This window comes from Pseudomonas sp. ZY71, assembly GCF_036542145.1.
Classification (GTDB): Bacteria; Pseudomonadota; Gammaproteobacteria; order Pseudomonadales; family Pseudomonadaceae; genus Aquipseudomonas; species Aquipseudomonas koreensis_A.
Genome location: NZ_CP144274.1, coordinates 4,511,666 through 4,533,657, shown reverse-complemented (window position 1 = coordinate 4,533,657; position 21,992 = coordinate 4,511,666). Strand labels below are relative to the sequence as shown.

Annotated in this window: 17 protein-coding genes; 12 read left to right on the top strand and 5 right to left on the bottom strand. The window is 58.7% G+C overall.

What is annotated here, in order from left to right; genetic code table 11:
- Nucleotides 1-49 precede the first annotated feature (49 nt).
- Nucleotides 50-520: a hypothetical protein gene (locus tag VY732_RS20020; protein WP_331691586.1), complete on the bottom strand. Its 471-nt coding sequence runs from the start codon at nt 518-520 to the stop codon at nt 50-52.
- Nucleotides 521-685: 165 nt separating this feature from the next.
- Between VY732_RS20020 and VY732_RS20015 the strand changes: the two genes are divergently transcribed.
- A complete protein-coding gene (locus VY732_RS20015) occupies nt 686-1,351 on the top strand; it encodes a ribonuclease T2 (RefSeq protein ID WP_123595092.1) in 666 nt (221 codons plus the stop codon).
- Nucleotides 1,352-1,624: 273 nt separating this feature from the next.
- Nucleotides 1,625-3,196, top strand: coding sequence for a sensor domain-containing diguanylate cyclase (locus VY732_RS20010; protein ID WP_123595099.1), 1,572 nt, complete (start codon nt 1,625-1,627; stop codon nt 3,194-3,196).
- A 146-nt stretch (nt 3,197-3,342) separates the two neighbouring features.
- On the opposite strand, the gene VY732_RS20005 is transcribed toward VY732_RS20010, so the two are convergent.
- Nucleotides 3,343-3,642: a hypothetical protein gene (locus VY732_RS20005; protein ID WP_077573787.1), complete on the bottom strand. Its 300-nt coding sequence runs from the start codon at nt 3,640-3,642 to the stop codon at nt 3,343-3,345.
- Nucleotides 3,643-3,830: 188 nt separating this feature from the next.
- On the opposite strand from VY732_RS20005, the gene VY732_RS20000 reads away from it, so the two are divergent.
- Nucleotides 3,831-4,271 (top strand): carboxymuconolactone decarboxylase family protein, encoded by a 441-nt coding sequence (locus VY732_RS20000; protein WP_108225718.1) that lies wholly within the window; start codon nt 3,831-3,833, stop codon nt 4,269-4,271.
- A gap of 140 nt (nt 4,272-4,411) precedes the next feature.
- Here the strand turns inward: VY732_RS20000 and VY732_RS19995 are convergent, their stop codons facing one another.
- From VY732_RS19995 to VY732_RS19985, 3 genes are all read right to left on the bottom strand, one after another.
- The gene (locus VY732_RS19995; protein WP_331691585.1) at nt 4,412-6,004 is read right to left on the bottom strand and encodes a DHA2 family efflux MFS transporter permease subunit; all 1,593 of its coding nucleotides are present in this window, start codon (nt 6,002-6,004) and stop codon (nt 4,412-4,414) included.
- A complete protein-coding gene (locus tag VY732_RS19990; RefSeq protein WP_331691584.1) occupies nt 6,001-7,110 on the bottom strand; it encodes an HlyD family secretion protein in 1,110 nt (369 codons plus the stop codon). The genes VY732_RS19995 and VY732_RS19990 overlap by 4 nt, the downstream gene beginning before the upstream one ends.
- Before the next feature lie 96 nt (nt 7,111-7,206).
- A complete protein-coding gene (locus tag VY732_RS19985) occupies nt 7,207-7,971 on the bottom strand; it encodes an AraC family transcriptional regulator (protein ID WP_331691583.1) in 765 nt (254 codons plus the stop codon).
- Nucleotides 7,972-8,070: 99 nt separating this feature from the next.
- Between VY732_RS19985 and VY732_RS19980 the strand changes: the two genes are divergently transcribed.
- From VY732_RS19980 to VY732_RS19940, 9 genes are all read left to right on the top strand, one after another.
- The gene (locus VY732_RS19980; protein ID WP_331691582.1) at nt 8,071-9,204 is read left to right on the top strand and encodes an MFS transporter; all 1,134 of its coding nucleotides are present in this window, start codon (nt 8,071-8,073) and stop codon (nt 9,202-9,204) included.
- Nucleotides 9,205-9,312: 108 nt separating this feature from the next.
- Nucleotides 9,313-11,040 carry a ShlB/FhaC/HecB family hemolysin secretion/activation protein gene (locus VY732_RS19975; protein ID WP_331691581.1) on the top strand — a complete coding sequence of 576 codons (1,728 nt, stop codon included), beginning with the start codon at nt 9,313-9,315 and terminating at the stop codon, nt 11,038-11,040.
- A gap of 109 nt (nt 11,041-11,149) precedes the next feature.
- On the top strand, nt 11,150-15,619 hold the full coding sequence (locus VY732_RS19970) for a hemagglutinin repeat-containing protein (RefSeq protein ID WP_331691580.1): 4,470 nt from the start codon (nt 11,150-11,152) through the stop codon (nt 15,617-15,619).
- A gap of 1,665 nt (nt 15,620-17,284) precedes the next feature.
- A complete protein-coding gene (locus VY732_RS19965; protein ID WP_116030947.1) occupies nt 17,285-17,659 on the top strand; it encodes a c-type cytochrome in 375 nt (124 codons plus the stop codon).
- A gap of 117 nt (nt 17,660-17,776) precedes the next feature.
- A complete protein-coding gene (locus tag VY732_RS19960; protein WP_212621452.1) occupies nt 17,777-18,955 on the top strand; it encodes a 4-hydroxybenzoate 3-monooxygenase in 1,179 nt (392 codons plus the stop codon).
- Between the two features lie 46 nt (nt 18,956-19,001).
- Nucleotides 19,002-19,715, top strand: a complete 714-nt coding sequence (locus VY732_RS19955) for a glutamine amidotransferase-related protein (protein WP_077573779.1) — start codon at nt 19,002-19,004, stop codon at nt 19,713-19,715.
- Between the two features lie 29 nt (nt 19,716-19,744).
- Nucleotides 19,745-20,410, top strand: a complete 666-nt coding sequence (locus tag VY732_RS19950; RefSeq protein WP_161986593.1) for a LysE family translocator — start codon at nt 19,745-19,747, stop codon at nt 20,408-20,410.
- A 31-nt stretch (nt 20,411-20,441) separates the two neighbouring features.
- On the top strand, nt 20,442-21,254 hold the full coding sequence (murI, locus tag VY732_RS19945) for a glutamate racemase (RefSeq protein WP_331691579.1): 813 nt from the start codon (nt 20,442-20,444) through the stop codon (nt 21,252-21,254).
- Nucleotides 21,255-21,345: 91 nt separating this feature from the next.
- Nucleotides 21,346-21,957 carry a glutathione S-transferase family protein gene (locus tag VY732_RS19940; RefSeq protein ID WP_331691578.1) on the top strand — a complete coding sequence of 204 codons (612 nt, stop codon included), beginning with the start codon at nt 21,346-21,348 and terminating at the stop codon, nt 21,955-21,957.
- Nucleotides 21,958-21,992 lie beyond the last annotated feature (35 nt).

The window sequence follows — 21,992 nt, the reverse complement described above, 5'->3', positions numbered from 1 at the left end:
TCCTTGTTCTTTGCTCAGGGCAAAAGGCTTTGTCAGTGATGGAGAGAGTCTAAAGTCCCAATCCTTCCTGCACCGCCAGCAAAAGATTGTTTTCGGTCAGCGCGATGGCATCCAGTTGCTGGCCTGTTTCAATCGACTGCACCCACCAATGGCTTTCACCGTGTTCATCCACGGTACGCAGCAGATAGGTGTCCGTGGCTGACGGGATGATCTGCACCCGGCCGGCGCCATCCTCGGTAAACCGCGCAATGGGATCAAAAGTCAGGGTTTGATGATTGGCTTCGATCACCAGTTGGTCGATGGCGTAATCGTGGGATTCACCATCGGGCGAGCTTTCGCAAACGTGGGTCGGATTGCGGCGAATCTTCAGGCCGACTTCAGTCACCGGCTGCAGCCACGCCTCGATGCGGTGGTACAGGTCGTACACCTGCGCCGGCCAGCAATCGATCTCCAGCGCGGCATCCGCATGCGTGTGCCGGGTTTGCTTGAGTTTGGCGGCGAGTTCGTCTGCTTTACTCATTTCGGATCCCTTGGTTTGATGTCTGCCTGTTAATCGTAGACCTTTCAACGGCGTACGGCGTTGCCTTGCGTCATGCGCTTGCAACACAAGCGTGTCGAAATCAGCGCTGGCCAAGTCTGGTCAGGATCGAAAACCACGGACGCAGGCGTCCCAAGGAGCGGGTAGATGAAAAAGCTGTTTACAATTTTGGCAGTGATTGCGCTGACGGCCGGTAGCATCGGTTTGAGTTCGGCGCGCCAATCGCAGTCGAGCAAAGCCCAGGCGGAATCGGTGGCGGGGGTGTTCGATTACTACCTGCTGGCGTTGTCCTGGTCGCCGACCTTTTGCCTGACGCACAAGGATGACTCGCAGTGCACGGGCAAGGGCTACGGCTTCGTGCTGCACGGTTTGTGGCCGCAATACGCCAAGGGTGGCTGGCCGGAATCCTGCCCACCGCTGACCACGCTGAACGCGGCGCAAACCAGCCAGGGCCTGACGCTGTTCCCGACCAAAAAACTGCTCGACCACGAATGGTCCAAGCACGGCACCTGCAGCGGCCTCGGTGCAATGGGCTACCTGGATGAAGCGGACAAAGCCGTGGCGGCGGTGAAAATCCCCGATGAGCTGCAACCGTTCAGCTCCTCGTATTACTTCGAGGCCCAGGAAATCGCCGACTTGTTCCGTAAAGCCAACCCGGGGATTCCGGCCGATGGCATCGCGGTCATTTGCAGCGGCCCGGAACTGTCGGAAGTGCGCGTGTGCATGGGCAAGGATCTGCAGTTCGGCGCCTGTGGCAAGGGTGTGAAAACCCAGTGTCGCGCGGGGGATATCCGGGTGCCGCCGTCGCGCTGATCTGACTCGAGGTCGAAAGGACCACACTGACTCTGTGGCGAGGGGGCTTGCTTCCTCGCCAATCCACAAATGCAGCGCCTGGCCCTTCACAACTGACTAACCCGAAAGAGGCAATCGAAAATAAATCGGCGAACAGCGATCATCCAAACTCGTTGTGCGCCGATATACCTGGGCGGAAGCGGGGCGTTTGCCCCGTAGATTCCGGTGGGCTACGCTCACAAACATAAGGGTTTCCCCGCTGGCGCCCTTGTCGTACCTGCCCAGGACTTGCTTTTGCCTATCCCTATTCACGATCCGCATCAGGCCCCCGGAGGCACCCTTAAACGCCTGCCGCTGCGCAAAGCGGCGGTGCTGTTTATCGTTGCGGTGGGGTTGTGCCTGTCCGGTTTGCTCTACCTGCAACTGGAGCAGTCGCGACGCCAGGATCTGGCGGTGGCGAAAATGGCGTCGAGCAACCTGACCCGGGCCATGGCGCAGCAGGCCGAGGACACCTTTCTCGCCGCCGATCTGGTGATGACCAGCTTGGTCGACTGGATTCAGGACGACGGGTACGGCACTGCGCAAAAGCCGCGCTTGCAGAGAACCTTTGCCCGGCGCGTGCAGCAACTGGATCAGTTGCACGGCATGTTTCTCTTCGATGCGCAGGGCCAGTGGGTGATTACTTCGTTCGCCGATCTGCCCCGTGGCGATGGCGTGGCCGATCGCGAGTACTTCAAGTTTCACCAGCAGAACGCTTCGACGCTGGCGCACATCGGCCCGGCGATTCGCAGCCGCGAGAACGGTGAGTGGATCATCCCGATTTCCAAACGCATCAATGATCACGCCGGCAATTTCCAGGGCGTGCTGCTGGCCGGGATCAAGATGTCGTACTTCGATCGCTTCTTCGAAAGTTTCAGCCTCGATGACCAAGGCATCATGTTTCTCGGTCTGAGCGACGGCACCTTGCTCGCTCGCCGACCGTTTGATGAAAACCTGATCGGCACCTCGCTGGCGCAAGGGCGGATTTATCGCACGTTACTGCCTGAGGCGGCGGCCGGCACGGCGATGATCAACTCGGTGGTCGATGGCGTGGTGCGTTTGTACGGCTATCGACGCTTGTCGGCGTATCCGTTGGTGGTGTCGGCGGCGACCTCGCGCGATACGATTCTCGAGGGCTGGTACGCACGCGCATTCCAGTCGAGTGTGATCGTCGCCTTGGTGATTCTCGGCATCGGCCTGTTTGGCTGGGTGTTCATTCATCAGGTGCGCGATGGTGAACGGATCGAAAAAAACCTGCGCAAGGCCCAGCGTACGCTGGAGCAGATCGCGACCCATGACAGCCTGACCGGGCTGGCCAATCGACGTTTGTTCGAGCGTTCGCTGGAGGTTGAATTCGCTCGTGGCGCGCGGCAGGTCAGTCCGGTCAGTCTGATCATGCTCGATATCGATTTCTTCAAACGCTACAACGACGCCTATGGTCATGTCGCTGGCGATCATTGTCTGACGCAGGTCGCCCAAGTGCTGCAGACGTGCTGCCAGCGCAAGTCCGATCTGGCGGTACGCTACGGTGGCGAGGAGTTTGCGGTGCTGTTGCCGGACACCGATATCAACGGCGCGCTGGCGATTGCCGGGCAGATCCGCCGCAGTGTGATCGACAAGCACATCATCCACAGCGGCTCGCCAACCGGTTACCTGACGGTGAGTCTGGGTTGTTATTCATTTATCCCGAGCGGCAATGACAGCCCGGAAGTGTTTATCCAGCGCGCCGATGCGGCGCTGTATCAGGCGAAAAATGCCGGGCGCAATCGCGCGGCAGTGCTGTCACTGGACAGCGGCCTGGCCGAACTGATGCGCTCCGATCGCTAACTCAGGCACAACACAACCCCTGTGGGAGCGAGCCTGCTCGCGAAGAGGTCGTGTCAGGCGAATAAAGGTTATCTGACACAACGCCTTCGCGAGCAGGCTCACTCCTACATTGGATAGCGTGCTTATTTGGGATGGCTCTTGTTCGTTCAGCCGCCAGTGCCACCGCCCGCGCCGCCAGTCCCGCCACCCGCCGAACCGGTGCCGCCGCCAGCCCCGGAGCCCGAACCACTAGCCCCGCCATTGGTGCCGGTCCCGGATCCCATACCCGAGGAACCACTACCGCCCGAAGGCGCGCCCGGGGTGTTGTCTGGCGGCGTGGTGGTGCTGGTCGGGCCGCCGGATTTGGTGCCGGTGGCGTCAGCGCCATCGTTGGCGGCGAAGCTGGCGGCCGATGCCGTGGCCAGCAGGCCGGCGAGCAATAACGAGGTGAGTTTGCGCGTGATCATGATCCGTCTCCAGAAAGGGCATTTACCTGATATTGGTCTGATGCGCAGAACCCTTGGTGCCGATTGGCTGACGAGTGGTCAGCCGAGAAAACCGAAGTGGCCTCCTGATCTTCTGGAATATTGGCTATTTGTCGAACCGGGCGTGAGGGCTAACGTAGCCACACATTCACTTGCTGCCCGGAGCCACCATGCAACCTCGTACCGATTTCTACACCGCCTCCCCAGACGCCCTGAAAGCGATGATCGCCCTGGAAACCGCGGTGTCCAAACTGCCGCTGGAAAAAAACCTGATCGAACTGGTCAAGTTGCGTGCTTCGCAGATCAACGGCTGCGCGTTCTGCATCGACATGCACACCACCGATGCGATCAAGGGTGGCGAAACTCCGCGCCGTTTGTTCGCGGTGACGGCATGGCGTGAAGCGCCGTTCTTCAGCGACCGTGAACGCGCTGCGTTGCTGTGGACTGAATCGCTGACCCAACTGAGCCTGACCCACGCGCCGGATGAAGATTACGACGTGGTCGCGGCGCAGTTCACACCGAAGGAAATGGTCGACCTGACCGTGGCGATCAGCACGATCAACAGCTGGAATCGTTTGGCCGTGGGATTCCGCAAAACCCCACAAGCCTGAGTAAACACACACAAATCCCTGTAGGAGTGGATGTCTGCTCGCGATGGCGATGTGTCAGTCGACATTTGCTTCGCTAACACACCGCTATCGCGAGCAGGCTCACTCCTACAGGGGGAAGTGGATGTCTGCAAAAATAGGGATCAATGCCCATCCGCACTCGGCGCCGCCGGTGGTTGCACCTTGCGCATCAAGGGCACCATCGCCGTGGCGATGACGAAGCACACGCCGATCATCAAAAACGTGTCGCCGTAGGTCTGGGTTTGCGCCTCGCGGTAAGTCAGCAGCCACAACTGGCGCAGGCTAGCGGTAACACCGACGTCGCCGCTCTGGCCCAGCGCTGCAAGGTTGCCGCCGACCTGCGACAGCCACTGATTCATCGCTTCATTGCTGCTGTTCAAATGCTCGGCCAATCGCGTGAAGTGCAGGTTGGTGCGGTCATTGAGAATGGTCGCGCACGCCGCAATACCAATCGCACCGCCGAGATTGCGCATCAGATTGAACAACCCCGACGCATGCTTCAAACGTGCCGGCGCCAACCCACCCAAGGTCAACGTCACCGCTGGCGGCACCGCCAGTTGCTGGGCAATCCCGCGCAACGCTTGCGGCAGCATCAACTCGCCGGCACCCCAGTCGTGGGTGATCGGGCTGAACTCCCACATCGACACCGCAAACAAACCCAGACCGACCATCATGATCCAGCGCAGGTCCATGCGATTGGCCAGAAAGGCATACAGCGGAATCGCCATGATCTGGAACACACCGGTGGAGAAAACCGCCAGACCAATGTCCAGCGCGCTGTAGCCACGTACGCGGCCGAGGAACAGTGGCGTCAGGTAAATCGTCGCGAACAGGCCGATGCCGGTGACGAACGAGAAGAAGCAGCCGAGGGCGAAATTGCGATCCTTCAAAGCACGCAGATCGACGATCGGATTGGCCACGTGCAAGGTGCGGCCGATGAATGCCAATCCGGCGAGGCCGCTGATCCACGCCGTGGTCAGAATGGTCTGATCGCTGAACCAGTTCCAGCGCGGACCTTCTTCAAGGGTGTATTCCAGGCAGCCGAGAAACAGCCCGAGAAAGACCATGCTCAGATAGTCCGCACCTTTGAGCAGGGACAGTTCCGGCTGGTCGATCTTCACCAGCATTGGCACTGCCACAGCAACGAAAATCCCCGGCACAAGGTTGATGTAGAACAACCAGTGCCACGAGGAAATATCAGTAATCCAGCCGCCAATCACCGGCCCCAATGTCGGTGCCAGTGACGCGACCGCACCGATGGTCGCGGCGGCGATTACCCGTTGTTTGCCGGTGAAGAAAAAGAACGCCGTGGTGAACACCAGCGGAATCATCGAGCCGCCGAGAAAACCTTGCAGCGCGCGAAAGGCAATCATGCTCTGGATGTTCCAGGCGATGCCGCAGAGCAAACTCGCCAAGGTAAAACCGACCGCCGAAGCGCAGAACAACCAGCGCGTCGAGAACACCCGTGACAGCCAGCCCGACAGCGGAATCACGATGATTTCGGCGATCAGGTAACTGGTCTGCACCCAGGCGGTTTCGTCGGTGCCGGCGGAGAGTCCACCGCCGATATCGCGCAGCGACGCCGAGACGATCTGGATATCCAGCAGCGCGATGAACATGCCGATGCACATGGTTGCGAAGGCGAATACCTTGGTCGCGGTCGCCATGTCTGCCGCGTTGAATGGCTGTGCAGGGGCGGCGAGGGCGGTGCTCATGGTGCGACGGCCACGGCGCTGGTTTCCGGTTGCGCGCGGGTGTCGACTTCCGCCGTTACCGACAGGCCCGGACGCAAGTGACCGAGCACGCCATCAGCCGGGTCGAGGAGGATTCGTACTGGCACACGCTGGACGATTTTGGTGAAGTTGCCGGTGGCGTTTTCCGGCGGCAGCACACTGAATTGCGAACCAGTGGCGGGGGCGAGGCTGTCGAGGCGACCGTGGAATTCCTGACCGGACAGCACGTCGGCACGGATGCTTACGCGCTGGCCGGGTTTCATCCGCGCCAATTGGTCTTCCTTGAAGTTGGCATCGACCCACAAGCCGCTGGCCGGCACCACTGACAGTTGTTGTGAACCGGCCTGGGCATAGGCGCCGACCCGCGCGCGGCGATTGCCGACCACACCATCGACCGGCGCGCGAAGTTCGGTGTAGCCGACATTCAACTGCGCCAGATCACGTTCGGCGCGGGCTTGCTGAAGGGCGGCGCGGGCCTGTTGTTTCTGGGTGTCGATCACCGCCAGTTGACGTTGCGCGGCAAGCAGTTCGGCCTGGGCGCGGGCGCTCAGGGCTTGTGCGGTTTTGAAGGTGGCGTCGGCGCGTTGTGCGCTTTCCACGGACACGGCATTGGTGGTCACCAAGCGTTTGTAGCGCGCGTTGTCATCCCGCGAACGCGCGGTTTCTGCGCCGGCGGCGTCGATGCCGGCGCGGGCTTGGCCGATCACTGCTTGTTGCAGTTGTTCGGTGGCGTCGAGGTTGGCCAGCAGCGCTTCTTCGGCGGCGACGGCACCTTCGGCCTTGGCGAGGTTGGCGCGATAGTCACGGGCGTCGAGACGGATCAACACATCGCCGGCCTTCACATGCTGGTTGTCGCTGACCAGCACTTCATTGATGTAACCGGCGACTTTCGGCCCGATCACCGTGACATCGCCACCAATATAGGCATCGTCGGTTTCTTCGAGAAAACGCCCGGCGCCCCACCAATGCACGGCGTACACGCCGGCGAAGATCAGCGCGAGCAAACCAGCGCCGGCAAGCAGCAAGCGTTTGAGCAGGGGCGGCTTGGTCTTCACCACAACGGGTTCGAGAGTGGGCATGCTGGTCATGGCGGGTTACCTGCGTGATCGGGTCGTTATTACGGCTGTAATATGACGCAGGTAATATTTGGTCGCAAATGATTTCTGCCGCCGATCGTCAGTTGTTCACTTGAGCCAGTGGCCCGGTGTGTGGCCGGTCATGGATTTGAAGAAGGCGATGAAGGCGCTGTCGCTGGCAAAACCCGTTTCGAAAGCGCAGTAACTCAGGCTGCGTCCGGTGGCGAGCAATTCCATCGCGCGCATCAAGCGCCACTGCTGGCGCCATTGCTGATAACTCATGCCGGTTTCGCGCTGGAAGATTCGTCCGATGGTGCGACTGCTGGCGCCGATCTGCTGCTCCAGCACTTGCAGTTCCGGTGGCAGTCGATCCGGCGTTTTCAGCAGCGGCGCTAGGCGCTTGTCCTGAGGTAACGGCAACAGCATCGGTTGCTGCGCCGCTTCAGCGATTTCGCTCAGGCACAGGCCGAGCAGGTGGGCGAATTTGCCTAGCTGCCAATCGGTGTTGAAAGCCGCCAGCGCCATCGGTTCCAGCACCGCACGCAACAACGGGCTGACTTCAATCACGCAGACCTGCTGCGGCAACTCGGCGCACAGTTCGGGGATCAAGTAGATCGAGCGGTAATCGACACTTTGCTGCATCACCGCACGATGGCTGATGCCCGGCGGAATCCACGCCGCCCGCGACGGCGGCAGCAGACACAATTGCTGCGCCAGGGTAATTCGCGTGCAGCCTTGTCGCGTGTACAGCAATTGCCCGCGTTGATGACGGTGCAAGCCGGAGTCGTGATCACCCAAGGTCGAGGCGATACCGATCACCGGTACCTGAAAGCGATCAGCGTCAAAGGTTGCGTGGGCGTCGAGCCAAGCCATGGGTTGTCCGATTTCATCGATAAATTGGCAGGATTCGGATAATACGCCACTCACCGATTCTTAAACTCCTCGGCGGCTTAATGCGAGGAGTGATGAACAATGAACAACAGACATTTCCTGTGGCTAGCGATTGCGCTGCTGATGTTTCCGCAGATCGCACAAACCCTGTACAGCCCGGCGCTCGGCGATATCGGGCGCGTGTTTAATGTTGGCCCGCAAGCGGCGGCGCAGACGTTGTCAGTGTATTTCCTCGCGTTTGCCGTCGGGGTAGTGGTGTGGGGGCGTTTGTGTGATCGCATCGGTCGGCGCCCGGCGATGCTTGCGGGCTTGGCAATCTATGCGATTGCCACGCTTTTAGGCCTGCGGGTCAGCAGTTTCAACGGCTTGCTACTGGCGCAGGTGTTGGCGGCTTTCGGTGCGGCGGTGGGTTCGGTGGTCACGCAAACCGTGTTGCGCGACCGCTTCAAAGGCGCCGAACTGGCGCAGGTATTTTCGTTGGTGGGCATCGCGCTGGCGGCCAGCCCGGCGATTGGCGTGTTCACGGGGGCCAGTCTGGTTCAGGTTTTCGGTTATCGCGGTGTGCTTGGCGCGTTGCTGTTGCTGGCAACGCTGTTGTGGCTGTGGAGCTGGTACACCCTGGCGGAAACCCGGACAGCGCCAACCGGCCATGTCGGTTTGTTCGAAACCCTTGGGCGCATGTTGCGTGACCCGGGAATCTGGCGCTCGGCGCTGTGGATCGCCTCGTTCAACGTGGCGTTGTTCAGTTATTACAGCCTCGCTCCGTTCATGTTTCAGCGGCTGGAGGTGGACGCCAGTGTGTTCGGTTACAGCGGCGTGATCCTCGCGCTGGGCTCAGGTTTTGGAGCATGGCTCAACCGGCGTTTATTGACGGCCGGGTTCAAGGCATTGCAGTTGATTCGCCTCGCGGGTGGCATCGCGTTGCTCGGTGGTGTGGGCGTGTGGTCGCTGCAGAACAGTGTCGCGTTCGTCCTGCCGATGCTGCTGGTGGTATTGGCGTTTGGCCTGGCGATCCCCAACGTTCTCGGTTCGGCGCTGGCCGATTACGCTGATCGGCTGGGCACTGCCGGGGCGTTATTGGGCTTGCTTTATTACCTGCTGATCGGCGCCGGGCTGATGCTCGCGGGCTGGTTTCAAGCCCTCGGGGAAACCCTGATAGCGTGCAGTGCCGTGGCCTTGCTGCTGACAATAAAGTCAGGCAAAGCAATTGTTTAAGAAATGTAAGCGCTGTAGGAAGCGTCTTGCATTTGTGTAGGAGGGCTCCGACTATCACGATCATTGATGACATGGCATTACGCCATTTTATGATCGCAAGGATGTTGCGTGCCGTATCCGTTTCGCGCTGTTTTCCGCCGTCGTTCCGCGCTTTGCCCGCTGCTGTCGGCCTTTGTGTTGAGTGTCTGTGCCTCCTCGAATGAAGCGGCCGAACCTGTCGCGCCGGGCCAGGAAGTGCTGCGCCAGCAGCAACAGCAACAGCGCGATCTGCAACAACTGCAACTTGAACAAAGAAAACGGCAATTGCAGCGCGGCGCGTTCGGCCCGACGCCGATCATCCCGGCCATCCCGCAAACCGTTGCTCCCGATGAACGTTGCTGGCCGTTGAGCGGTACGCGCATCGGCGGCGTCACGCTGATCGACAGCGACAAGCTCAATGCGCGAATCAAACCGCTGCTGGCGCCGTGCATGGGCGTCGGCCAGATCAATCATCTGCTCGCGACCATCACCGCGAGCTACGTCGACAAGGGCTACATCGCAAGCCGCCCGTATTTGGTCAGCGCACCGGCAGCGGGGCAGTCGCTGGATATCCGTGTTGACGAAGGCTACATCGAGTCCATCGAACTGGCCGATCAAAGTCTGCCGGTTTCGTTGGGTGGCGCGTTCCCGGGAATGCTCGGCGAGCCGTTGAACCTGCGCGATCTGGAACAGGGCCTTGATCAACTCAATCGCCTGCGTTCGATCGATCTCACCGCCGACATCGCCCCCGGCAGCCAGCCCGGCGCCTCAAGAATCATTCTGCGTTCGCGCACTTCCGCGCATTCGCGCTGGGCCTTGAACGCCGGGATCGACAATCTCGGCAGCGCCAGCACCGGACGTGATCGCGACACCGTCAGCCTCAGTCTCGACAGCCCGCTGCAACTCAACGACCTGTTGAGCATCAGTGCCAGCGACACCCTCAATCAGGGCGACCGCTACAGCCGCAATGCCAGCCTGTATTACGCGATCCCTTACGGCTACTGGACGTATAGCGTGTTCGCCAGCCACGCCGAATATCGCGCGCCGTTCAAACTGCCGAGCGTGACCTTCCACAGTACCGGCATCACCGACCAAGTCAGTCTGCGCGCCGACCGTGTGTTGTGGCGCGATCAGAGCCGTCAGCTCAGCGCCAACCTGCAACTGGCGCACAAAGATGTCGACAGCTATCTGCAAGACGTTCGCCTCGGCATTCAGAGCCCGACCCTGACCGTGGCCGAGGCTGGACTCAATCTGTTCTGGCTCGACCGCGCGGTGTGGAACCTCGATGTCAATTACGCCCAGGGCCTGCGCTGGTTTGGCGCCGACGATGATTCGCAGCAGCAGATCAACAATTTGCCCAAGGCGCAGTTCCGCAAGTACCGCGCCGGCCTCAGCCAATGGCGTAACGGTCAGCTTGGCGCGCAGGCCTGGCAGTGGCAGAGCCAACTCAATTTGCAATACAGCCCGGATCCGTTGCCAGCGATCGAACAGCTTCTCGGCACCGACGATTCGGCGGTGCGTGGCTACCGGGTCAGCAGTGCCTCCGGCGCCAGCGGCGCGATCTGGCGCAACACCTTGCGCCTGCCGCTGCGCAGCGAATGGCCGCTGCAGATCACCCCGCGTGTGGGCCTCGACCACGGCTGGATCAAGGCTGATCACGGCGCGCAGGGCCAACGCCTGAGTGGCGCCAGTGTCGGCGTGAATCTGGGCTGGAAGAATCTGCAAGTGGACGTCGATTACCAACGCGCCCTCAACACCCCGAACGGTCTGCAGCACGAGCCTGAAACCTGGCTGATGCGCGTGGGCCTGCAAATCTGAACAAAGCAGTGAACAAAGCAGTGAACAAACAGCCGTCGGATCTGAGCGCGTCAGCCACGGCCAAGACTAAACGCGCAACGTGATGCCGTACTCACATGGAGACGTTTTTATGCCAGCACACACCTTTGCATTTCATCTTTCGCCTCGGGGCAAATTGCGCTGGGCGATTGCGAGCCTGTTCTTCGCCGTGCACCTGCCGAGCGCGATGGCCGGCGGCGTCGTGGTCGCACCGGGACCCGGCGGCACCGCGCAATTGCAGACCCAGGGCGGTGTGCCCATCGTCAACATCGTCGCGCCCAATGGTTCGGGCCTGTCGCACAACCAGTTCCTCGACTACAACGTCGACCGCCAAGGCCTGGTGCTGAACAACGCCTTGCAGGCCGGGCAATCGCAACTGGCCGGGCAACTGGCGGCCAACCCGCAACTGCAAGGCCAGGCGGCGAGCGTGATCCTCAACGAAGTGATCAGCCGCAACCCGTCCGCCATCAATGGCGCGCAGGAAATCTTCGGCCGGCCCGCCGATTATGTGCTGGCCAACCCCAACGGCATCTCGGTGAATGGCGGCAGCTTCATCAACACGCCGAATGCCAATCTCGTGGTCGGTCGTCCGGAATTGAATGACGGCAAACTGCAAAGTCTGAGCACACGCGACGCCAGCGGTCAGTTGCAGATTCACAGCGGTGGCCTGCGCAACGGTGAGGGCTCGATCAACCTGATCGCGCCGCGTATCGACAGCCAGGGTGCGATCACGGCACGCGATCAGTTGAACCTTAAGGCCGGGCGCAATCAGGTTGATTACGCCAGCGGTCAGGTGAGCAACGTCGATCCATCGGGCAATACTTCCGATCAGCGCATCGACGCCAGCCTGTTTGGCGCGATGCAGGCCGGCCGTATCAATATTGTCAGCACCGCCGAAGGTGCAGGCGTGCGGGTGGGCGCGGTGCAAGTGGCCGGGCGTGACGGCGTGCAGATTCGCTCGGCCGGTGACTTGAGTGTCAGCGGTGAAGCCGTGGCTAACAGCCTCGACGTGACCCGCGCCGGTATTCGCAGCAGTCAGGGCGACGTCGCTTTGCACAGCGGCAAGGATCTGACGTTGGCCGCGACTGATGTTGGCGGCCGCGACGTCACGCTCGATGCAAAACGCAACCTGACCCTGTCGACGGTCGAAAGTCGCAAGCTTCAGGAAAAGCGTGAAAACTGGAACAACAGCACCATCGGCATCACCTGGGAAACCTACGACCGCACCCAGACCGACAGTGAGTCGCGCCAGCACGGTAGCCAGATTATCGCCAGTCGCGACGCCAAACTGGCGTCCGGCAGAGACACTGAACTGAAAGCCGCCAAAGTCGAAGCAGCGAACAATCTCGACGTGCAAAGCGGCGGCGATCTGCGCCTGACCGCCGCCACTGAAAGCCACACGCAAACCGATCAAGGCAACCACCGCAAGCACCTGTGGAAAGCCGATTGGAACAGCAGCAGCGAAGAGCAGCGCAGCGTCACCAGCCAGTTGAAGGCCGGTAACATCGCCCTGCAAACCGCCGCGTTGTTGCGCTCCGAAGGTGCCGAGTTGAGCAGCGCCGGCGACATGCAACTGGCCGGTAAACAGGTGGAAATAACCACCGCCACACGGACCAATCGCAGCAGCGACAACCGTTACTCCGGTGACTTGGTCGGCGGCGGTTTCTTCGGTAAGACCGGTGATGCCGACAAGGGCAAGACCCAGCATCAGGGCAGCAAGGTCAACGCCAGCGGCAAACTGATCGTCAAGGCTGACGATGTGCGCATCAGCGGCAGCCAGGTGCGCGGCGGCAGCGATGCCAGCGTGATCAGCGATAAAGGTTCGCTGGTCATCGATGGCGTGCAGGACACCTCGCACAGCAACAACCATGACAAGGACAGCAAGTTCTTCGGCATCACCAAGGACGAGTCGCGGCAGAACAGCCAAGACAGCAGCACCGTGGGTAGCGAACTGGTGTCCGACAGTAACCTCAAGCTCAAAAGCGCCAAGGACATTGAAGTCGCTGGTTCGACCGTCAAGGCCGAAGGTGCATTGACCGCCGATGCAGCGGGCGACATCAACGTGCATTCTGCGCAGAACACTCACGACAGCACTGACACCACGCACACTCGTGGCTTCGATGCGTACGCCAAAGAGCAAACGCCGGAGCAGTATCGCGCCGGGGTTCACTACGAAGACAAACAGCAAACCGTTACTAGCAACGACGTCACTCAGCAAGGCTCCAGCCTCAGCGGTGGCAGTGTGCAGGTGAAGGCGGGCGGTGACGTTACGCTCAAAGGCGCAGAGGTGAAATCCACTGCTGGCGACACGACCTTGAGCGGCAAAAACGTCTCGTTGCTGGCCGAAGCCGACAGCCACAAAACCTCCACCGACACCTCCAGCACCGGCGGTGGTTTCTACTACACCGGCGGCCTCGACCGTGTCGGCAGTGGCGTCGATTTCGCCCACAGCACGGCGCAGGATTCCACCAGCAAAACCACCGCGCAAACCACCAGTGTGCAGAGCAGCGGCGGCCTGACGATCAATGCCGACAAACTCGCTACCGAAGGTGCACAACTCAAGGCCGGCAACGGTCTGAACATCGCCGCCAACGAGATCGACAACCGTGCGGCCAGCAACACTGACAGCAGCACGCATAGCGAGAGCAACTGGTCGGCGGACATCGGCGCCAACGTCGAATACAAAGACATTGCTCGGCCGATCGCAGGCGCGGTCAAGGATGTGCTCAACGGCAAGGTGCCGGACAAGGACGCACTGGCCAATCTCGGTCAGCCGAACGTTGGTATCGACGTCGCAGTCGGTCACGGCAGCGCCAGCAAAACCGAGCAAAACCACAACGCCGTAGTCAGCCGTTTTGATGGCAGCACTGTCGATGTGAAGACCACTGGCACGCTGCACGACCAAGGCACGCAATACAACGCCGGTGCCGGCCAAGTGAACATCAGCGCAGACCAACTGCTTGCCGATGCCGCGAGCAACACGCACAACAGCAGCGCTAACGCGGTGGATGCCAAGGTCGATGTGCGCGTCTACACCAAGACCGGCGAAGACGTGAACGTCGCTGGCAGCGGCGCGGGTGGCAGCAGTGTTTCGAGCAAGGACAGCACCAGCGCCGTGGTCGGCGGTTACGCCGGCAGCCAGGGTGTGAACATCAAGGTCGGTGGCGATGCGCAGTTCGCAGGCAGCCGTTTCGACGGCGTGCAGGGCGGTGTAAGCATCAAGACTGGCGGCGATCTGGCGCTTAATCAGGCCAACGACCGGCAGAGCAGCAATAACAGCAGTCTGCGCGGCAATGGCTCGCTGACGGTCGGCACCTTGCCGGGCACCGATGGCACCAACGTTGATGTCGGCGCCGGTTTCCAGCTCGATCACACCGGCAAGCAGAGTGCTGACACGCAGGCCCATGTGGCAAGCATCACCAGCAACGGTCCGGTGCAGTTGAGCAGCGGCGGCAATCAGGTGCAGCAAGGCGCGAAAGTCGACAGCGCTGGCGCCATTGATCTGCACGCTGACGGCAAGCTCGATCTGCAAGCGGCCACCGACACTCACACCGCCACCGGCAGCAACCTCGGCGGCGGCTTGAAGGGTGGCGGCAGCAAAACCAGCAGCGAGAAGAGCCGTGATCAGGGCGGTAATCTGAGCGGCAATTTCAATATCGGTCGGGTCAACGAGGATTCGAAAACCCTCAGCGGTGGCCAACTCAGCAGCCAGAACGGCATCGCGCTGAGCGGTGATTCGATTCATCTGCAGGACACGCAAGTCAGCGCACCGAACGTCAGCATTGATGCGCAGAAGGGCGGTTACGTGCAGGAGTCGGCGCAGTCCACTGACAACCGCAATAACTGGAATGTCGCGCTGAATGCCGGCGGCAACCTGAGCAGCAAAACCCCGACCGCCGCTGATGAGAAGGCCAGCAGCGATCACGGTTTCAACGCCGGGGCGAAAGTCGGTGTGGATTACTTGCAAGGCAGCACGCAGCAGAACAGCCAGATCAAGGCTGACGGTGTGGTGCTGAACAGCGGTGGAGATGCACAGCTGGCGGGTGCGCGGATCGACGCTAAAACTGTCAGCGGCAAGGTCGCGGGTGATCTGAGCGTCGAAAGCCGTCAGGACTCAAGCAACCACGCCAAGGTCGATGTCGATCTGGGCCTGACCGCGAAGAAAAATCCACCGAGCGATAAAGAGAAACTCGCCGGCACTGATTACAAACCGACACTGAAAGCGCAGGGTGAGTACGCGCACAAGGACAGCGTGGCGCAGGCGTCCGGGATCAATGCCAGCCAAGGCGTGAGCCTCGCAGTTGGCGGCGCGACACAACTGACCGGCGCGCGGATTTCGGCGACGCAAGGGAAGGTTGAACTGGGTGGTTCAAATGTCAGCAGCACGGATCTGAGTAACCGTGACTACGGCGTGAAAGCCGGCCTTGATCTGCCGCATAAAGCCGCGGAAAACGTACCAAAGGTTTCCCTGGAAAACGGCAACCTGAAAGTCGGTCCGGTCACCCTCAGCGGGCATCTGGACACCCAGACCCTGCAAGCCGGGATCGACGAAAAAGGCTGATCCAATGGCCCGTGGTGGATGCACTTGAACCTGCATCCACCCCCAAACCCTGTGGGAGCGAGCCTGCTCGCGAAAGCGTCCGTTCAGTCAATGCAATAAGTGACTGATGTAGCGCCTTCGCGAGCAGGCTCGCTACCACATTGGTTTTGCGCCGGTCGTTTAACCGCGATCAGCTTCTGAATCTCAGCGCCAAGGCTGATTCAACACCGGCAAAAAATGTGGGAGTGAGCCTGCTCGCGAAAGCGACCGTTCAGTCAATGCAATGGTGACTGATGTACCGCCTTCGCGAGCAGGCTCGCTCCCACATTGGTTTTGCGCCGGTCGTTAAACCGCGACCAGCTTCTGAATCTCAGCGCCAAGGCTGATTCAACACCCCCAAACCCTGTGGGAGCGAGCCTGCTCGCGAAAGCGTCCGTTCAGTCAATGCAATGGTGACTGATGTACCGCCTTCGCGAGCAGGCTCGCTCCCACTTTGGTTTTGCGCCGGTCGTTTAACCGTGACCAGCTTCTGAATCTCAGCGCCAAGGCTGATTCAACACCGGTAAAAACTGTGGGAGCGAGCCTGCTCGCGAAAGCGTCCGTTCAGTCAATGCAGTAAGTGGCTGGTGTAGCGCCTTCGCGAGCAAGCTCGCTCCCACATTGGTTTTGCGCCGGTCGTTTAACCGTGACCAGCTTCTGAATCTCAGCGCCAAGGCTGATTCAACACCGGTAAAAACTGTGGGAGCGAGCCTGCTCGCGAAAGCGTCCGTTCAGTCAATGCAATAAGTGACTGATGTAGCGCCTTCGCGAGCAAGCTCGCTCCCACATTGGTTTTGCGCCGGTCGGTGAACCGCGATCAGCTTCTGAATCTCAGCGCCAGGGCTGACTCAACACCGGTAAAAACTGTGGGAGCGAGCCTGCTCGCGAAAGCGTCCGTTCAGTCAATGCAATAAGTGACTGATGTAGCGCCTTCGCGAGCAAGCTCGCTCCCACATTGGTTTTGCGCCGGTCGGTGAACCGCGATCAGCTTCTGAATCTCAGCGCCAGGGCTGACTCAACACCGGCAAAAACTGTGGGAGCGAGCCTGCTCGCGACAGCGTCCGTTCAGTCAATGCAATATGTGGCTGGTGTAGCGCCTTCGCGAGCAGGCTCGCTCCCACATTGGTTTTGCGTGAGAGGTTAGACCTCGGTCAGCTTCTGTGTCTCAGAGGCTGGGCGTCCACAATGCAGGCTGCTATTCGTACTCGGCAGTGCATAAATCGCACATGGGACTGTCAAATTTAATTTTTGAATATTGACATATTCGGAAACAAGTGTGAGATTACCGGCCACGAGTAAGGATGTACTCGTGGCAATAAAAATTATAAGCGCACAGGGATTGGCATGTTTCATACCTCCGTTGTAAATACGTACTCACCTCCGCTTGCCTTTTCCCCCAAGGCACTCCGCGCATTTTTTATTTTTCCTCGACGGCGTTCCCGTGACAGGTTTTATTACGTCCCGGTTGCGAGATAGTTTCTCTGCCGTTTACCACAGCTCGATAAAAAGTACCTGCGACACAACCCTTGGTTGTGTGCGTAGTTGTGTGTGGTTTGTTTTGTCTTTGAATTGATGCTGGTGATTGGAGACTTTGCGGGGAATAGCGGCAAATCAAGAGCTGATGTGTTCAGCAAGGCCAGAGTCAAAATGAAAAAGACATTAATTCCTTTATTAGCTGTATTAACACTGATTCAAACGTCACTTGCCTTTGCGGATATGGGCAACGGCAAGAACCTTTATTCACAACGATGTGCCGTATGCCACGGAGCCGATATCAAGGGTACAGGGCCACTGGCCAGAAAAAGCACCCCCCCAACACCTGATCTGACCACTGCCGCTTTCAAGAAACGCCTCAATGATTATCCGGGCGTTATTGTTTCGTCGATCATACTTCGTCCAAGTGGAAGTCTGATTCCAAAAACCTTGCGAGAGAATGCTGTGAAGATCCCGCCACATGCCTGGACTATTAATGATCTGCGCGATTTGAATCAGTACATGAGTGGATTGATTTCAAAGAAATGACCATCTTGAAGTGAGCGATGGACACGTTAATCCAAGAGCCGCTTCAACGTGTTTGCGAACGCGTTATTCAGTGAAAAGCTTTTCGCTTCAGACCTTATAACTCAGAGGGACAAACCCATGCGGACAAAGGTTGCAATCGTTGGAGCAGGCCCGGCCGGATTGATGTTGGGGCAGCTTCTTACGCTTATGAATATCAGCAACGTCGTTGTTGAGAGTCGATCAAAAGCATACGTAGAAGGCCGCAGTCGCGCCGGCCAGATAACCCCCGCTACGGTGCAGATTCTCACTGAAAGTGGTGTCGGTTCGAGGATTGCTTCTGAAGGAATGGTGCATTCTGCGCTGCAGTTTCATTATGACGGAGCGACACGCGAGCTGGATTTCCAGGCGCTCACCGGACGCACGGTGACCATTTACGGACAACAGGAAATTATCAAGGACCTGGTAGCAGCCCGTTTAAAAAGCGAGTCGCCACTGCTGTTCGATGCTGCCGACGTTCAGGTTCACAATACCGATGGAAACGCGCCTGCCGTTTCCTTCAGGCATGACGGCAGACAACAGACGCTTGAGTGCGACTTTGTTGTCGGCTGCGACGGCTTTCACGGCATTTGCCGCCCACACATCGCTGACGCGCTGACCTGTTTTTCGCACACCTATCCTTTTGCCTGGCTGGCGGTTCTCGCCGAAATGTCACCCATTTCACCGGATGTGATCTTTTCCAGTCATGACACCGGGTTGGCATTGTTCACCATGCGCTCCCCGAAAGTTTCAAGAATTTATCTGCAGTGTGCTCCGGATGAAGATCCCAATGAGTGGTCTGCCACGCGCATCTGGGAGCTTTTGCAATCACGGATTGAAGGACGGCCGGAGAAAGTCAACGGCGGGGCAATCATCGAAAAAAGTATTGTGCAACTGAGAAGTTTTGTTGCTGAAAAGATGCAGAAGGGCAGGTTGTTCCTCGCGGGCGATGCCGCGCACATCGTGCCGCCTTCTGCAGCCAAGGGGCTGAACCTGGCCGTCTCCGATGCCAACATTCTTGCTCGCGCCTTTGAGCATTTTTATGCCAACGACAAGGATGATCTCTTGCTGTCGTATTCCGACATTGCCTTGAAGCAGGTGTGGCGGGATGTGCAATTTTCCCACTCGATGGCGATGTTGCTGCATCGTTACGATGACAACGCTCAATTCCACAGACGACTTCAGATCGCTGAACTTGATCGCATTCTCGGGTCTGGCCCGGCGGCGCAGAATTTCGCCGAACTGTGGGTCGGCAATCCTCCCTTCGCCGCATCGATTTAAATCAACCCGGGATCAAGTTGATCAACTGAACACAGGGAGTTGTGCAATGGATCAAACACGCAAGGTCCTGATTATTTTGCATCAGGAACACTCTACGCCTGGCCGGGTAGGTGTCCTCCTGAGTCAAATGGGATTTGAGCTGGATGTCCGCCGGCCGCGATTCGGTGATCCGCTTCCGCAGTGCATGGCAGAGCACGCCGGCGTGGCCATTTACGGCGGCCCGATGAGCGCCAATGACAACGACACGTATATTCGCGACGAGATCGACTGGTTAGCCAAGCCATTGAAGGAAGGCAAGCCGTTGCTGGGGCTTTGTCTGGGCGGGCAAATGCTGACTCGACACTTGGGGTCACGCGTCTACCGACTGGATAGCGGGACAACGGAGGCCGGTTATTACCCGATAACACCGCTTGCTGCTGCTCACGAGATAACGGCTGACGCCTGTGCACCTTTTCCCGACCATGTTTATCAATGGCACAGCGAAGGCTTCGATTTGCCGACAGGCGCCACGCAACTTGCCGCAGGCTCGACCTTTCCGGTTCAAGCCTATCGATATGCAACTAACGCCTACGCGTTGCAGTTTCACCCGGAAGTGACTTACGAGACGATCGATCGTTGGTCGACGCTGGGCACTGAACGCCTCAAAGCACCGGGTACCAAGCCTGCAGCCGAACATACTGCGGGTTGGCATCAACATGACTCCGCGGTGGCGACCTGGATCAAAGCGTTTCTTCCCAAATGGATCGGCTCGCCTGCTTGATAACTGAGTGTCCGAGTATCAAAACCCGGATGAATAACATCAGTGATGAATTAATTATCCTGGATTCGCTACGTGTGCGGGGATTGCGCAGTATGGACTTTCAACTTTGGATATTGTTTTGCGTGGTATTTCTTTCGGCCGCGATACTGCCTGGGCCGAATGTTGCCTTTTCCATGGCACAAGCCCTGGATCACGGTTTCAAGGAATCATTTCCGGGTGCCATTGGTTTCGGCCTGGCCAGTGGCGGGCACGCCGTTATAGTTCTATCCGGTCTGGGGATATTGGTAAGAGATAACCCCGGTATTTTGTTCTGGCTGAAATGGCTGGGTGTTGTCTATTTGCTCTACCTCGCTTTTAAAGCGTTGCGTTCGCACTCCCAGGTTGCAGTTGCAACTTCGCGCAAGCGTACCCCTCTGCAAATGTTTACCGGGGCCATGATTGTTTCATTTACAAATCCCAAGGGTATTTTGACCAACATCATCTTGTTCCCGACGTTCATCGATAAGGGCTTGCCCTATATCCCGCAGTGCATTGCATTGGTGGCGACGGCGATATTCATCTCTACCTCGGTATATGCCCTGTATATGCTGATGGCGGGGCATGCGGCGAAGATTCTTCGCACAAAACGCCAAATGAGTGTGGTGACAGGTGTTTTATATGTCGGCGTCGCTGCGGCCATTGCGACCACCATCTGAAAACTTATGAGCATTCAAGGAGGGATTCAGATTGATTGGTGTATTTGATTTCGGCAGCGGTGGCTTAACAGTGATGCGTGCGTTTGAGGCGGTCTTGCCCAATGAGCAGTTCGTCTATTTGGGCGATCATGGAAACGCGCCCTATGGCAATGATGCCGCCGACGATATCCATGATCTGACCCAGGCTGCCATGACGCGCCTTTTCAAGTATGGCTGCGCACTGGTAATCATCGCCTGTAATACGGCGGTAGCCACCAGTCTGCAAAGATTGCAGCAGACGTGGCTTCCTGAGGTTTATCCCGATCGCAAGGTAATCGGCGTTGTTGCACCTGTCGCCGAACAGATCGCCAAGGCTACTTGTGATGATCCGGTGCAGAGCGTCGCGGTTTTCGCGACCCAGCACACGGTTCAGTCAAATATCTTTGCGCTGCAAATCAGTAACCGGCGTCCCGCTATAAAAGTCTACCAACAAGCCTGTCAGGGCCTGGCGTTGCTCATTGAGCAAAGTGCGCCTGAGGACGTAGTGCGAACTGAGATTCGTAACCATATCAATGCGCTCCTGAACGCTGCTCCACACGTTCCGGACGTTTGCATACTGGGCTGTACGCATTATCCGATTGTTGAACATCTATGGCGCAGCGAACTGCCGGATTCCATGCGGCTGATTTCCCAGTCCAACGCCGCCGCTGAGAGCCTGGTTGAATACCTGAAAAGCAACCCTCGTTTTTCCAGTGCAAGAGCGGGCGGCAACACGTTCTTGACGACCGGCGACGTTGAAACAGTTTCACAACGGGCTTCTTTGTTCTACGGGGCGAGGGTGGCGTTTTCAAGCATTGATGTGTAGCTGATCGCAGCAAGTTTCGCTCTTTGTCCCCGCGTGGCACACGGAGTGGAAGGTTAGATAAAACGGATAATCAATACTTCAGGAGAAAGCGATGAAACTGGTTGGCATGATGGGCTCACCCTATGTTCGGCGCGTGGCCGTTTCGATGCGGCTGATGGGGCTGGAACATGAGCATCGGCAGATCTCGGTGTTCCGCGATACGGATGAGTTTCGAACCATCAATTCGGTGGTCAAGGCGCCGACGCTGATTTGCGAAAACGGCGAAATGATCATGGATTCATCGATGATCCTTGATTATCTGGAGTCGCGGGTCGCACCGGACCGTAGTCTGATGCCGAAAGATTCGGCGGAGCATCAAAAGGTACTTTCACTGATTGGCCTTGGTCTCGCGGTTTGCGAAAAAGCGGTTCAGCTTGAATATGAGTACAACAAACCGGTCGCGTATCACTATGAGCCTTGGCAAACGCGCGTCACCGAGCAATTGCATGCCGCACTGGCGCTTCTGGAAAAGGCTGCAGCCAGCGCCAATCCCTGGCTTGCAACGGCACAGCTGTCTCAGGCCGATGTCACCGTGGCCGCTGCCTGGCGCTTCACCCAGTTCAGGGTGTCCCATTTGGTCGAGGTCCAAAGTTATACCGCGCTTGCCGCGTACGCTGACCAGGTCGAGCGACTGCCGGAGTTTGTTGCTACGCCCCTGAAATAAGCCCTGTGCCTGCCCCGGTGTCGGGGCAGGCCGTA

Coding starts and splice junctions, on each gene's coding strand:
- VY732_RS19950 (WP_161986593.1), top strand. CDS start 19,745: ATGAATAACATCAGTGATGAATTAATTATCCTGGATTCGCTACGTGTG.
- VY732_RS19990 (WP_331691584.1), bottom strand. CDS start 7,110: ATGACCAGCATGCCCACTCTCGAACCCGTTGTGGTGAAGACCAAGCCG.
- VY732_RS20020 (WP_331691586.1), bottom strand. CDS start 520: ATGAGTAAAGCAGACGAACTCGCCGCCAAACTCAAGCAAACCCGGCAC.
- VY732_RS20015 (WP_123595092.1), top strand. CDS start 686: ATGAAAAAGCTGTTTACAATTTTGGCAGTGATTGCGCTGACGGCCGGT.
- VY732_RS19985 (WP_331691583.1), bottom strand. CDS start 7,971: ATGGCTTGGCTCGACGCCCACGCAACCTTTGACGCTGATCGCTTTCAG.
- VY732_RS20000 (WP_108225718.1), top strand. CDS start 3,831: ATGCAACCTCGTACCGATTTCTACACCGCCTCCCCAGACGCCCTGAAA.
- VY732_RS19940 (WP_331691578.1), top strand. CDS start 21,346: ATGAAACTGGTTGGCATGATGGGCTCACCCTATGTTCGGCGCGTGGCC.
- VY732_RS20005 (WP_077573787.1), bottom strand. CDS start 3,642: ATGATCACGCGCAAACTCACCTCGTTATTGCTCGCCGGCCTGCTGGCC.
- VY732_RS19970 (WP_331691580.1), top strand. CDS start 11,150: ATGCCAGCACACACCTTTGCATTTCATCTTTCGCCTCGGGGCAAATTG.
- VY732_RS19965 (WP_116030947.1), top strand. CDS start 17,285: ATGAAAAAGACATTAATTCCTTTATTAGCTGTATTAACACTGATTCAA.
- VY732_RS19960 (WP_212621452.1), top strand. CDS start 17,777: ATGCGGACAAAGGTTGCAATCGTTGGAGCAGGCCCGGCCGGATTGATG.
- VY732_RS19995 (WP_331691585.1), bottom strand. CDS start 6,004: ATGAGCACCGCCCTCGCCGCCCCTGCACAGCCATTCAACGCGGCAGAC.
- VY732_RS19955 (WP_077573779.1), top strand. CDS start 19,002: ATGGATCAAACACGCAAGGTCCTGATTATTTTGCATCAGGAACACTCT.
- VY732_RS19980 (WP_331691582.1), top strand. CDS start 8,071: ATGAACAACAGACATTTCCTGTGGCTAGCGATTGCGCTGCTGATGTTT.